The organism is Brucella anthropi ATCC 49188, from assembly GCF_000017405.1.
Taxonomy (GTDB): domain Bacteria; phylum Pseudomonadota; class Alphaproteobacteria; order Rhizobiales; family Rhizobiaceae; genus Brucella; species Brucella anthropi.
The window spans coordinates 854,107-867,010 of sequence record NC_009667.1 but is presented as its reverse complement, the minus strand read 5'-3'; the positions used below and the strand labels follow the sequence as shown (position 1 = coordinate 867,010).

Here is a 12,904-nt window from a genome sequence, read left to right as displayed (position 1 = left end):
CTTTTTGTCTTTTGGTGATTGCAGTAGGTCAGGCCGTGCAGTCGCGCATGAAGCGCTGCAGATAATCATCGAAAACAGCTGGTGTCTCGCGGAAGGGCGCATGCCCTGCCCCGTCGATGACATGGGTTTTACCTTCCCAGAGATTGCCGAAACGGACTTTCGAGACGAAATCAAGTTCAACAAACGGCTCGTCGCGACCGTTGACGACTGCAATCGGGAGCCTTGCTTCGGCAACAATATCGCGCTGGTTGCCGCCGGTTCCGGCTGCAAATTTTTCGAACATGATGCGCCGCGCGCGCCCATCCGTGCGGGCGACAATCTCAAGCAACTGGTCTTCGAACGGTTCGCCGCAGGTACTACGCGCATAGGATTCGACATTGCGGTCGGAAAAGACTTCTTGCCCGGCAAGTGCCATATCCGGACCGCTCTTGAATCCTTGCCCAACTTCCTCACGCGCTACAGGCGGCGTGCCGGTAATCATCAGGCCGCGCATGCCGGGAAAGCGTGAAATCATCTCGATGCCGATATGGCCGCCAAGCGACCAGCCGAAAACGACTGTATCCGAAATGCCGAGCTTCGCCAGCACTTCCGTCATCGCGTCGGCATAGCCTTCCATGGAATAGCTGCGATCCGGATCAAGGGCGTCGCCGGACTGGCCATGCCCCGGCAAATCTGGCGCGATCACCCGCCAGTTTCTACCGATTTCGCCCTCAAGCTGGGGCGCAAAGATGGCGCCTGCGCTGGAGTTGCCATGGATCATCAGCAAGGGCGTTCCGTTACCCCTGCTTTCACGGATGGCAATGCGACCGTGGCTGGTCTCGATTTCATGGGATTTCATGGTCTCGCGTTTCCCTGTGTGGAGTCTTTTGGGATCAGTCGTAAGAAACCTTGCCGCGGCCCTTCTTGATGTCGGATCGTCCGGACTTGGCCTTGAGGCGGCGTTCGACGGAGCCTTTTGTGGGCCTGGTCTTCTTGCGTGGCGGCGGTGGTGGTTCGGCAGCTTTGGCAATAAGCGCGATCAGCCGTTCGCGCGCGTCCTCGCGGTTGCGCTCCTGGGTGCGGAAACGATTGGCCTCGATCAGAATATCGCCGTCCTTGGTACCTTTCTGTCCGGCAAGCTTGAAGAGCCGTGACAGGATATCTTCCGGCAGGCCTGCTCTCACGGCATGAAAGCGCAGCTGTACGGCAGTCGAAACCTTGTTGACGTTCTGACCGCCCGGCCCGGAGGCACGAATGAAGCTCTCCTCCAGATCGTCTTCACGGATCGTCAGGCGATTGGTAATGCGGATGATGTTCCGGTTCTCTTCCATGACGAGGAGATATACCGCTTTGTATCCCTTATACAAAAGAAAAACCCGGCCTTTCAGCCGGGCTCTCCCTCCTCCTCAGGATGGTAAAAGCATGTCTCCAAAAAGTGGGAACCGGTTTTTGGATAAAGACATGCGTAGAAAAAGCTATTCCGCAGCGATACGGATCGCTGGCGCTGCGTCCTTTACCTCGTGATCGACATGGCTTTCGAATTTTTCGAAATTCGTGACGAACATGTCGACAAGCTTCTTGGCCTGCGCGTCATAGGCAGCCTTGTCGGCCCAGGTCGAGCGCGGATCGAGAATGGACGTGTCCACACCCGGTACGTCGACCGGAACCGCGAAGCCGAAATTCGGATCGATGCGGAATTCGGCATCGTTCAGCGAACCGTCAAGCGCGGCGGCGAGCAGAGCGCGGGTTGCCTTGATCGGCATACGCTTGCCAACGCCGTAAGCACCACCCGTCCAGCCGGTATTGACCAGCCAGCAATCGACCTTGTGCTCGGCGATCAGCTTGCGCAGCAGGTTACCGTATTCCGACGGATGGCGCGGCATGAACGGTGCGCCGAAGCAGGTCGAGAAGGTCGCTTCCGGTTCGGTCACGCCCTTTTCGGTACCGGCGACCTTGGCCGTGTAGCCGGACAGGAAGTGGTACATGGCCTGTGCTGGCGTCAGCTTGGCAATCGGAGGCATTACGCCGAAGGCATCGGCAGTGAGCATGATGATGTTCTTCGGCTGGCCGCCCTTGCCCGACTTCGATGCATTCGGGATGAAATCGAGCGGATAGGCGCAGCGGGTGTTTTCCGTCAGCGAGCCGTCGTCGAAATCCGGCTGGCGGTTCTCATCGAGAACGACATTTTCCAGCACCGTGCCGAAACGCTGCGTCGTCGCGTAGATTTCCGGCTCCGCTTCGGCGGACAGACGAATGGTCTTGGCATAGCAGCCGCCTTCGAAGTTGAAGATGCCATGCTCGCCCCAGCCATGCTCGTCGTCGCCGATCAGCGTACGGGTCGGATCTGCCGAAAGCGTGGTCTTGCCGGTGCCGGACAGGCCGAAGAAGACGGCGGTGTCGCCGTTCGGGCCTTCATTGGCCGAGCAGTGCATCGGCATCACACCCTTCGCAGGCAGGATGTAGTTGAGTGCGGTGAAAACCGACTTCTTCATTTCACCGGCATAGGAGGTGCCGCCGATCAGCACGATCTTGCGGGTCAGGTCGACCGCGATCACGGTTTCGGTGCGCACGCCATAGCGTTCCGGATCCGCCTTGAAGGTTGGCAGGTCGATAATCGTCATTTCCGGCACGTAGGAAGCAAGCGCTTCCTGTTCCGGACGGATCAGAAGATTGCGAATGAACAGCGAATGCCAGGCATATTCGGTGATGACGCGGGCATTGATCTTGTTGTCGGCATCAGCGCCGCCGATCAGGTCCTGAACGAAAAGCTCCTTGCCCTTCGCATGGTCGATGAAATCGGCATAGAGCAGCTCGAAGGCCTCGCGGCTCATCGGCTTGTTGTTGTCCCACCAGACATGATCTTCCGTGTCGGCATCGCGCACGACGAACTTGTCTTTCGGCGAACGGCCCGTGTGTTGTCCGGTGCGTGCGACAAGCGCACCCTGCGCCGACAGTTCGGCTTCGCCCCGGCGAACGGTTTCCTCATAAAGCCGGGCGGCCCCAAGGTTGTAAAAGACTGCGGAGATTTCCTTCAGTCCTGAAGTGGCAATGGAAGCGGCCGTGTTGTGAATGCCGGTCTCTCTCATGATGTCTCCGCCATATGGTTTGACAATTGATCGGTCTCTTTCGCGCCTACCAGATTGATCGCGAAACTGAGGATGGCAGTCAGAAACAGATTAATCGTGGCAATTCAAATATTTAATCGATTTAAAATTTTTGAAATTTTTTTAAATCGTTTAATCTATGCGTTATGAGCTGTGAGTTTCGGGGAATGAAGGTCGGGCTGGCATTAACCAAAGCGCGATTCGGAGAGCGTCGTTTCGCGGCTTCTTCCGGTGCTGCCACATTTTGTACCTAATTTGTACTGCACAAGCAGGCACATTATACTAGTATCGATGTGTAATAAGGCGCTCGATCTATAACCCGCCAGTCTCTGGCGGCTGAAAGACGTCACCAGCCGGATATTCCGGTTGGCTTAGTTGAAGGAGAAAGGTTCGCATGAAGGAAGCCTCGGCAACGCAGACAATTGCGCTGGTCGACGACGACCGCAACATCCTGACCTCCGTGTCCATCGCGCTGGAATCGGAAGGCTATCGGGTCGAAACCTACACCGATGGCGCGTCCGCGCTGGACGGTCTGATGGCGCGTCCGCCCAATCTTGCGATCTTCGATATCAAGATGCCGCGCATGGACGGTATGGAGCTTCTGCGCCGTCTGCGCCAGAAATCCGACCTCCCCGTCATCTTCCTCACGTCCAAGGACGACGAGATCGACGAGCTTTTCGGCCTCAAAATGGGCGCGGATGATTTCATCACCAAGCCGTTCTCCCAGCGCCTTCTGGTCGAGCGCGTCAAGGCGGTGCTTCGCCGGGTTGCCGCACGCGACGGCACGGCCAAGCCGACCGGGCAGCAGGCCAAATCGCTTGAGCGCGGCCAGCTGGTCATGGATCAGGAGCGTCACACCTGCACCTGGAAGGGCGAGCCGGTAACGCTGACGGTCACTGAGTTCCTGATTCTTCATTCGTTGGCACAGCGTCCGGGCGTCGTGAAAAGCCGTGACGCCCTCATGGATGCGGCCTATGATGAGCAGGTCTATGTGGATGACCGTACCATCGACAGCCATATCAAGCGCCTGCGCAAGAAGTTCAAGGCGGTTGACGACGATTTCGAAATGATCGAAACGCTCTATGGCGTCGGCTATCGCTTCCGCGAGGCTTGATAGATAATTACATATCGCCAGTCCGTGAGGTCTGGCGGTAGTTTAATGAGAGCAGACAGAGCGACATGGTCGCAGAAACCGGGAACGACGGCCTTATCGGCCAGAAATCGGATTTGCGCGAACGCAGGGCCCGGCGGCAGCGCTCGGTGTTCTGGCGTCGCTTCTTTGCGCCTCTGCGCAAGTTTCTTGGCCAATATCTGTTCTCGAGTCTGACGCGCCGTATCCTGTTTCTCAATCTGGCGGCGCTGGCGGTTCTTGTTTCCGGCATTCTCTACATGAATCAGTTCCGTGAGGGGCTGATTGATGCAAAGATTGAAAGCCTGCTGACGCAAGGCAAGATCATTGCAGGCGCCATCTCGGCTTCGGCGACCATCGATACCAATTCTTTGATGATCGACCCGGAAAAGCTTCTGGAGCTTCAGGCCGGGCAAAGCCTGACGCCATCACCGGATTCGCCCGACAATTGGGAATTTCCGATCAATCCGGAAAAAGTTTCTCCCTTGCTGCGCCGGTTGATTTCGCCGACGAGCACGCGGGCGCGCATCTATGATCGCTACGCCAATATGTTGCTCGATTCGCGCGCACTCTATTCTCCAAGCTTCCCTTCGGCGGGGCCTGTACTTCGCTACGACCTGCCGCCGATCGAGGAAGAGACACCGACCATCTGGGAACGGGCCGGGACGTGGATTTCGCATCTGTTCTATGGTGGAGGCCTGCCGGTCTATCAGGAACAGCCGGGCGGTAACGGCCTTGCCTATCCGGAAATCGTCAAGGCGCTGGCCGGTTCGCCGCAAACAGCGCAGCGACGCAATGAAAAGGGCGAGCTGGTCGTTTCGGTTGCCGTCCCGATCCAGCGCTCGCGTGCAATATTGGGTGTACTCCTGCTCTCCACTGAAGGCGACGATATCGACAAGATCGTGCAGGGTGAGCGCATGGCGGTTTTCCGCGTGTTCGGCGTCGTTTCTCTGGTCATGGTCATTCTGTCGCTTTTCCTCGCATCGACGATTGCAAGCCCGCTGCGCAAGCTTTCTGCTGCGGCAGACCGCGTTCGCCATGGTGTGAAGAGCCGTGTGGAAATTCCCGATTTCTCCGAACGTCAGGATGAGGTCGGCCATCTTTCCACGTCGATCCGCGAAATGACCGATTCGCTCTATACCCGTATCGAAGCCATCGAAAGCTTTGCCGCCGATGTCAGCCACGAGTTGAAGAACCCCCTCACCTCGCTGCGCAGCGCTGTCGAAACCCTGCCGCTCGCCAAGACCGAAGAATCGCGCAAGCGGCTTCTCGATATCATCCAGCACGACGTTCGCCGCCTCGACCGCCTGATTACCGATATTTCCGACGCTTCGCGTCTCGATGCGGAACTTGCGCGCGAACATATCGACCGCGTCGACATGAAGACGCTTCTGACCAATCTCGTAACGGCAGCGCGCGAAGTGCGCCGCAACAAGGTCGGAACGGAAATCGTCTTCGATACCGGCAAACTGCCTGCCGGAAAGAAGGGTTTCTATGTTGCCGGTCACGATCTGCGTCTCGGTCAGGTGGTGAGCAATCTGATTGAAAATGCCCGTTCTTTCGTGCCGGACGATACAGGCCGCATCGTCGTGTCGCTGAGTGGCGAAGGCAGTCGCTTGCGCGTGCTTGTCGAGGATAATGGTCCAGGCATTCCGATCGAGAATATCGAGCGCATTTTCGAGCGATTCTATACGGACCGTCCGGCCTCGGAGGCTTTCGGCCAGAATTCCGGCCTCGGCCTTTCGATCAGCCGCCAGATCATAGAAGCGCATGGCGGCACGCTGACTGCAGAGAATATTGTCGATCCGGCAAGGCCCGACCAGTTCAAGGGTGCGCGCTTCATTGTCGACCTGCCTGCAAGCCCATGACGCCTGAAGAGGAAAAAAGCGGGCTTCATGCGACCACGCTTCAGGTTCAAGGCCGTGGTGTCATGATCATGGGGCGTTCCGGCGCGGGCAAGACCGAACTCGCGCTGACACTTGTGGAAAGAGCCCTCCTTCGTGGAGAGGTTGCTTCACTGGTCGCTGACGACCGCACATTGCTTCATGTGGAAAGCAGCAGGCTGATCGCCAGCGTTCCAGCCGCCCTTGCTGGTGGCGTGGAGATTCGCGGCGCGGGGCTTTTCAAGGTCGCTTTTGCGGAGGCCGTTCCGCTTTATCTCGTCGTCCGGCTTGTGGATCGTGACGAGGCCGAACGCTATCCAAGTGGTGAAATGTGGGAATTCGAGGGCATCTCACTGCCCCGACTTCTTTTGCCGGCTTTGTCGTCGAATGGCGATTCCAACGCGCTTTCGCGGGCCATCGAAGCCACCTTGTTCTATGAAAAATGGCCCTCCTCCGAGGGCTGAAACAGGCTTCGTTACGAATCGGCTAATATTTCACAGCGCTGCGGCATTTTGCTTTTTTAGTGGCAGCGTGGAAATTTTTCACTTGCTATCAAGATTTGCGCTGCCAAGATGCACAACTCGCCGGCGCTTTTCCGGCGTGGTTTCAGTGCCATCTGACACTCTGGCGGGGTGATGCGGCGGGCACGCGACGGGAGCTTTTATAGTATGATCGGACTCGTGCTTGTCACGCACGGAAGGTTGGCCGAAGAGTTTTTGCATGCTGTTGAGCATGTAGTCGGGCCGCAAGACAATTTCGAGACCGTTTGCATCGGTGCCGAAGACGATATGGAACAGCGTCGGCGGGATATCGTTGATGCGGTGGAACGCGCCGATAATGGCAGCGGGGTCATCATCCTGACCGATATGTTCGGTGGTACACCGTCCAATCTCGCCATTTCCGTCATGAAGGAAGGCAAGGTCGAAGTCATCGCAGGTGTCAATCTGCCGATGCTTATCAAGCTGTCGAGCGTCCGCATCGGGGGCGACATCAAGACAGCCCTGCGTGAGGCGCAGGATGCGGGGCGCAAATATATCAATGTTGCGAGCCAGGTCCTGACAGGAAAGTAATTCATGCACTCCAGCGTGCCCGTTACCGGTGAATACGAACCCGAAACTGCAGTTTCCCGATCCTTCGAGATCGTCAACAAGCGCGGACTTCATGCCCGCGCTTCGGCCAAGTTCGTGCAGTTGGTCGATGGTTACAATGCGCATGTCCGCGTGAGCAAGGACGGCATGACCGTTGGCGGCACGTCGATCATGGGGCTGATGATGCTCGCCGCGTCACCCGGCTGCTGCATCGACGTTAGTGCCTCCGGTGAACAGGCCGATGCCGTGTTGGAAGCCTTGCAGACACTCATCGCCGACAAGTTCGGCGAAGAATGCTGAAGAACAAGACTGTGGCCGCCGTGGGAGATCTCAACGATCCGGTGGCCGTTTTTGATGCAGGGATCGGCAGCTATGCTCTGGTTGAACTGATCAGGCGCAGCCAGCCGCAGCGCGACATCATCTATTTTGCTGATCGGGCCAGTTTCCCCTATGGCGCCAAAAGCCGCGATCAGCTGCTTTCCATCATGCGCAGCACGATCCAATACCTCACAAGCCTTGGCGCTCAAACAATTGTCCTTGCTTCCAATGCGCCCTCGGTCATGGTCCTCGACACATTGAAAAGCGAGTTCGCTGTACCGGTTTACGGCGTAGCGCCGCCGGTACGCACTGCCCTTGCGGCAAGCCACAGCGGCAAGGTTGCCGTTATGGGTGTGCGTTCGATGATCGAGAGCGAAGAACTTGCAGATTTTGTCCGAACACAGGCCGATAACCCAGGCGATGTCGCTCTGATCAATGCGTCTGCGATGGTGGAGCTGGTGGAAAATGGCGCTTTTCTTCGGCAACCGGACGAGACCGCGCAAAAGGTCGCCGCATTCTGCGATGACATTGCTGCCAGCTACCCTCTCATCGACACGCTGACACTTTCCAGCACCCATCTGCCATGGCTCAGACCGTTTTTCGAAACGGCCCGTCCCGGCTGGCAGTTTCTTGATCCGGCGGATGACGTGATCGCTGCACTCCCGCAACCCGAAGGCGGCTCTGGTCGCACAGTTGCCCTTGTCACGAAAAGCGAAACCTATCCCGTCGCCGAGTTTCGCCACATGCTCGAAATATTGCAGGTCGACCTTCCTTTGACGGTCATTGACCCCGTGTTCGACAAACCTGTCTGATATGCACGTATAAAGATTTCTTTATATTGCGTTGTGCTTCTGGCGGCGATCTGCTAGTCAAGGCGGCAGCCGGAGCGCTTTCCCGTGTGGAAAGCCGCCCCATATTGGAATGCAATCCCGGCCGCTGATTACATCTTTATCGAGCTGGAACTGCCTTTATTGGAGCACGCGATGACCGCAAGCCAAGATTTTGTCGTCAAGGATCTTAGCCTGGCCGATTGGGGCCGCAAGGAACTCGATATCGCAGAAACCGAAATGCCGGGCCTGATGGCTGCCCGCGAGGAATTCGGCAAGTCGCAGCCGCTGAAGGGCGCGCGCATTTCTGGATCGTTGCATATGACGATCCAGACCGCCGTTCTGATCGAAACGCTGCAGGCGCTGGGCGCTGAGGTCCGCTGGGCCTCCTGCAACATTTTCTCGACGCAGGATCATGCGGCTGCCGCGATTGCCGCCACCGGCACGCCGGTTTTCGCCATCAAGGGTGAAACGCTTGAAGAATACTGGACCTATACGGACCAGATCTTCCAGTGGCCGGACGGCGAACCGTCCAATATGATCCTCGACGATGGCGGCGACGCCACCATGTATATCCTCATCGGCGCGCGCGCCGAAGCAGGCGAGGACGTTCTGTCGAATCCCGGTTCGGAAGAAGAGGAAGTGCTTTTCGCGCAGATCAAGAAGCGTATGGCTGCAACGCCGGGCTTCTTCACGCGCCAGCGCGACGCCATCAAGGGCGTGACGGAAGAAACCACCACCGGCGTCAACCGTCTTTACCAGCTGCAGAAGAAGGGCCTCCTGCCCTTCCCGGCCATCAACGTCAATGACAGCGTCACCAAGTCGAAATTCGACAACAAGTACGGCTGCAAGGAATCGCTCGTCGACGGCATTCGTCGCGGCACCGATGTCATGATGGCTGGCAAGGTTGCCGTCGTGTGCGGTTATGGCGATGTCGGCAAAGGCTCCGCCCAGTCGCTCGCTGGCGCAGGCGCACGCGTGAAGGTTACCGAAGTCGATCCGATCTGCGCACTTCAGGCTGCAATGGATGGTTTCGAAGTCGTAACCCTCGACGATGCCGCTTCCACAGCCGATATCATCGTGACCACGACCGGCAACAAGGACGTGATCACCATCGACCATATGCGCAAGTTCAAGGACATGGCGATCGTCGGTAATATCGGTCACTTCGACAATGAAATTCAGGTGGCGGCACTCCGCAACCTGAAATGGACCAACGTGAAGCCGCAGGTCGATCTGATCGAATTCCCGGACGGCAAGCGCATCATCCTGCTTTCCGAAGGTCGTCTGCTCAATCTGGGCAATGCAACCGGCCATCCGAGCTTCGTCATGTCGGCTTCGTTCACCAATCAGGTTCTGGGCCAGATCGAGCTCTTTACCCGCACCGACGCTTACAAGAATGAAGTCTATGTGCTGCCGAAACATCTCGACGAGAAGGTCGCGCGCCTGCATCTCGACAAGCTCGGCGCCAAGCTGACTGTGCTTTCCGAGGAACAGGCTGCCTATATCGGCGTCACTCCACAGGGCCCGTTCAAGTCGGAACACTACAGGTATTAACCATACGTTAAGCATTGCACTACATGTTGAGACCGGGCGGTTGACAAACTGCCCGGTCTTTCTTTTTGCGTGCAAGATGCTTCACGTGGATTCGCCGGAAGGGTATTGTGTAGGCGAATCAAGGTGTTTGAGCGGGTGTTTGCGTTGTGCGTTTTTTGCCGGTTGTGGCGGGAAGCGACAGGACGATTCATCCCCTAAATGCCACGCATCGGCTTGAAAATCGAAATCGATTTTTGGAAAGCACGATGCGTAGATTTAACAGATAGAGCGTCCTTTGTGCGCCCACAAAGGCGCACGGCGCTCTAAAACGGGCTGACCTTCGTGCACTGTGGCGGCGTGCGTATGGTCGGGCTTTGATGTGTATTGAAGTGTTTTAATACGGCCGGTCTGCCTTCGTGGCGGTTTTCATGGCCGGGTGGCGGAGAAAAGGACAACATGCCAGATTTCGGCGCAACGGGGATTTTGCGGAATGTTTCCGCAATCATTACTGGCAGGCAATGGCTTCCTGCCGCCCATGTTGCAAAGCCGTTCGCATGGCTTGCTCCGAAAAAAGCCCTGATGAAGGCTTCTGTTTCTCTTTCGACGCTTTTCGCAGCAGTGCCCGCTTTCGCACAGGGCGCGGAATCGGCGCGTATCGCCCTGCCCTTCGGCGGCGGCAGTATCGGCGCTTTCGAGGTTATCCAGTTTTCCATGTTCCTAGGCGTGATGGGCGCAGCGCTACTTTCTGCGGGCTGGCTGATCCGCGAACGGTCGCGCGTTGCCGCAGAAAACAAGGAACTGCGTTCCAAATTCGCCGACCTCAATCTGGTCGCCCAGCGCAATGAAGCCCTGCTTAACCTCAAGGATCAGCGCATCGTGGTCTGGGATGGCCATAGCACGCGCGCTGAAGTCGTCGGACTGTTGCCAGACGATAGTGCGGCCCCGCAGGATCGCTCCACCTTTCTGGCATTTGGCCGCTGGTTGCGCCCGCAATCGGTCGTGGCGCTTGAGCGCGCCATTGGAATGCTACGCGAACAGGCACGGTCTTTCGATCTCACAGTTGAAACTGTCAACGGCACTCTGCTCGACGTGCGCGGACGCACATCGGGGGGCTTTGCTGTTGCCCGGTTCCTCAGCCTGCAGGGCGTGCAGGCGGAACGCGCGGCACTGCAGGCGCAGAACCGTGAATTTTCCGAGCGTATCGAGCTTTTCCGGCGTCTTCTCGACCGGATCGACCAGCCGGTATGGACCCGCGACGCTGGTGGTCGCGTCGAATGGGTCAACGCCGCCTATGCGCAGGCAGTCGATATGGCGGATGGGAGCCAGGTCATTTCAGAAGGGCGCGAGCTTTTCGGCGCGCAGGCACGCCAGCGACTGGAGCGTGATCGCTTTGCCGAGCCTGTCCTGCAGGAACAGCTGACGGCTGTGGTGCATGGTGATCGCCGTTTGTTCAACGTGACGGATGTGAGTGCTGAAACGGGTTCTGTCGGCCTCGGTTTCGACCAGACCGAAGTACAGGCGGTGCGGGAAGAACTGAACCGCACCATGAAGAGCCATGCCGAAACGCTCGACCAGCTTTCGACCGCTGTGGCGATTTTCGATCCCGAGATGAAGCTGCAATTCTTCAATCAGGCTTTTGCCAAACTCTGGTCGCTCGATACGGCATGGCTGGAATCGCAGCCGAGCAACACATTGATCCTCGACCGCCTGCGTTCGGAAGGCAAACTTCCAGAGCAGCCGGAATGGCGCAAATGGAAGGATTCGGTGCTTTCTGCCTATCGCGCAGTCGAGCCGCAGGAACATATGTGGCATCTGCCGGATACGCGGACGATGCGCGTCGTCGCCAATCCGCATCCGCAAGGCGGTGTGACCTGGTTCTTCGAGAACATGACCGAGAAGTTCGAGCTCGAAGGCCGTTACAACACGCTCATCAAGGTGCAGGGTGAAACGCTCGACCATCTGGCGGAAGCCGTGGCGGTGTTCGGCTCTGATGGCCGCATCCGGCTTTCCAACCCGTCCTTCGCCGATCTTTGGGCGCTGCCGATGCCGCTCATTGTCGAAGGCACGCATATTTCGTCGATTGCCAGGATTTGCGGTGAGCGCGGCGGCAACGGATTGTGGGATGATTTCGTCTCCACCGTCACTGGCTTTCTCGATACGCGTGACGGGCGCATGGGACAGGTGGAGCTGGACGACGGCACCATTCTTTCCTTTGCCGTGGTGCCACTGCCGAAGGGCCAGACCATGCTGACCTTCATCGACGTCACCGACACCGTGCGCGTCGAACGGGCGCTGAAGGAAAAGAACGAGGCGCTGGAACTGGCCGACCAGATCAAGAACGATTTCGTCCAGCACGTTTCCTACGAACTGCGTTCGCCACTCACAAACATCATCGGCTTTACCGAGCTGTTGCAGACACCGGCTTTCGGGTCGCTCAACGAGCGCCAGATCGAATATCTCGACCATATCAGCACGTCGTCATCGGTCTTGCTGACCATCGTCAATGATATTCTTGATCTCGCAACGGTCGATGCAGGCATCATGGAATTGGAGGTCGGTGAGGTTTCCGTCGTGGAAGCGATTTCCGCTGCCGCCTCCCGTGTCGGCGAGCGTATGCGCGACCACGATATCGGGCTCGACATCGACATTGCCGACGACGTGGATGTATTCAAGGCCGATGCAAACCGCGTCCGTCAGGTACTTTTCAACCTCCTGTCCAACGCCACCAACTATGCGCCGGAAGGCTCCAGCATCCAGCTGCAGGTGGCGCGCGAGGGGTCGGAAGTGGTCTTTGCCGTCCACGATGACGGTCCCGGCATGCCCGGAGAAGTGCTCGACACGGTTTTCAAACGCTTCCAGTCCTATCCGAATGGCGGTCGCCGTCGTGGTGCCGGCCTCGGACTTGCCATCGTCAAGAGCTTTGTCGAGCTGCATGGCGGGTCGGTCGATATCGATACGGGTTCCGGTCGTGGAACAACGGTCATTTGCCGTTTTCCGTCGGAAACACGTAGCTTCCGCGTCGCTGCCGAATAAGGTAAAG

Annotated in this window: 11 protein-coding genes; 8 read left to right on the top strand and 3 right to left on the bottom strand. The window is 57.7% G+C overall.

All coding sequences use genetic code 11. The features are described from left to right. Nucleotides 1–28: 28 nt before the first annotated feature. From OANT_RS04295 to OANT_RS04285, 3 genes are all read right to left on the bottom strand, one after another. Nucleotides 29–838 (bottom strand): alpha/beta fold hydrolase, encoded by an 810-nt coding sequence (locus tag OANT_RS04295; protein ID WP_012091055.1) that lies wholly within the window; start codon nt 836–838, stop codon nt 29–31. 34 nt (nt 839–872) lie between these two features. After that, on the bottom strand, nt 873–1,310 hold the full coding sequence (gene arfB / locus OANT_RS04290; RefSeq protein WP_010657676.1) for an alternative ribosome rescue aminoacyl-tRNA hydrolase ArfB: 438 nt from the start codon (nt 1,308–1,310) through the stop codon (nt 873–875). A gap of 144 nt (nt 1,311–1,454) precedes the next feature. Continuing rightward, on the bottom strand, nt 1,455–3,065 hold the full coding sequence (locus OANT_RS04285) for a phosphoenolpyruvate carboxykinase (RefSeq protein ID WP_012091053.1): 1,611 nt from the start codon (nt 3,063–3,065) through the stop codon (nt 1,455–1,457). Nucleotides 3,066–3,477: 412 nt separating this feature from the next. On the opposite strand from OANT_RS04285, the gene OANT_RS04280 reads away from it, so the two are divergent. From OANT_RS04280 to OANT_RS04245, 8 genes are all read left to right on the top strand, one after another. Beyond that, nucleotides 3,478–4,197, top strand: coding sequence for a response regulator transcription factor (locus tag OANT_RS04280; RefSeq protein ID WP_006468074.1), 720 nt, complete (start codon nt 3,478–3,480; stop codon nt 4,195–4,197). A gap of 65 nt (nt 4,198–4,262) precedes the next feature. Next, nucleotides 4,263–6,080, top strand: a complete 1,818-nt coding sequence (locus tag OANT_RS04275) for a sensor histidine kinase (protein WP_010657678.1) — start codon at nt 4,263–4,265, stop codon at nt 6,078–6,080. Beyond that, nucleotides 6,077–6,559 (top strand): HPr kinase/phosphorylase, encoded by a 483-nt coding sequence (locus OANT_RS04270; protein WP_012091052.1) that lies wholly within the window; start codon nt 6,077–6,079, stop codon nt 6,557–6,559. The genes OANT_RS04275 and OANT_RS04270 overlap by 4 nt, the downstream gene beginning before the upstream one ends. Before the next feature lie 204 nt (nt 6,560–6,763). Continuing rightward, on the top strand, nt 6,764–7,165 hold the full coding sequence (locus OANT_RS04265) for a PTS sugar transporter subunit IIA (RefSeq protein ID WP_006472522.1): 402 nt from the start codon (nt 6,764–6,766) through the stop codon (nt 7,163–7,165). A 3-nt stretch (nt 7,166–7,168) separates the two neighbouring features. Further along, the gene (locus tag OANT_RS04260) at nt 7,169–7,483 is read left to right on the top strand and encodes an HPr family phosphocarrier protein (RefSeq protein ID WP_010657680.1); all 315 of its coding nucleotides are present in this window, start codon (nt 7,169–7,171) and stop codon (nt 7,481–7,483) included. Further along, on the top strand, nt 7,477–8,313 hold the full coding sequence (locus OANT_RS04255) for a glutamate racemase (protein WP_012091051.1): 837 nt from the start codon (nt 7,477–7,479) through the stop codon (nt 8,311–8,313). Before OANT_RS04260 ends, OANT_RS04255 begins: the two co-directional genes overlap by 7 nt. A 171-nt stretch (nt 8,314–8,484) precedes the next feature. Further along, the gene (ahcY, locus tag OANT_RS04250; protein WP_012091050.1) at nt 8,485–9,885 is read left to right on the top strand and encodes an adenosylhomocysteinase; all 1,401 of its coding nucleotides are present in this window, start codon (nt 8,485–8,487) and stop codon (nt 9,883–9,885) included. A gap of 558 nt (nt 9,886–10,443) precedes the next feature. Then, complete coding sequence (locus OANT_RS04245) at nt 10,444–12,897, top strand: sensor histidine kinase (protein ID WP_231771495.1); 2,454 nt, start codon at nt 10,444–10,446, stop codon at nt 12,895–12,897. The last annotated feature ends 7 nt before the right edge of the window (nt 12,898–12,904 follow it).

Bases quoted from the DNA above. Each gene is read 5' to 3' on its own strand.
- OANT_RS04295 (WP_012091055.1), bottom strand. From the start codon at position 838: ATGAAATCCCATGAAATCGAGACCAGCCACGGTCGCATTGCCATCCGT.
- OANT_RS04285 (WP_012091053.1), bottom strand. From the start codon at position 3,065: ATGAGAGAGACCGGCATTCACAACACGGCCGCTTCCATTGCCACTTCA.
- OANT_RS04245 (WP_231771495.1), top strand. From the start codon at position 10,444: ATGAAGGCTTCTGTTTCTCTTTCGACGCTTTTCGCAGCAGTGCCCGCT.
- OANT_RS04260 (WP_010657680.1), top strand. From the start codon at position 7,169: ATGCACTCCAGCGTGCCCGTTACCGGTGAATACGAACCCGAAACTGCA.
- OANT_RS04275 (WP_010657678.1), top strand. From the start codon at position 4,263: ATGGTCGCAGAAACCGGGAACGACGGCCTTATCGGCCAGAAATCGGAT.
- ahcY (WP_012091050.1), top strand. From the start codon at position 8,485: ATGACCGCAAGCCAAGATTTTGTCGTCAAGGATCTTAGCCTGGCCGAT.
- arfB (WP_010657676.1), bottom strand. From the start codon at position 1,310: ATGGAAGAGAACCGGAACATCATCCGCATTACCAATCGCCTGACGATC.
- OANT_RS04270 (WP_012091052.1), top strand. From the start codon at position 6,077: ATGACGCCTGAAGAGGAAAAAAGCGGGCTTCATGCGACCACGCTTCAG.
- OANT_RS04255 (WP_012091051.1), top strand. From the start codon at position 7,477: ATGCTGAAGAACAAGACTGTGGCCGCCGTGGGAGATCTCAACGATCCG.
- OANT_RS04265 (WP_006472522.1), top strand. From the start codon at position 6,764: ATGATCGGACTCGTGCTTGTCACGCACGGAAGGTTGGCCGAAGAGTTT.
- OANT_RS04280 (WP_006468074.1), top strand. From the start codon at position 3,478: ATGAAGGAAGCCTCGGCAACGCAGACAATTGCGCTGGTCGACGACGAC.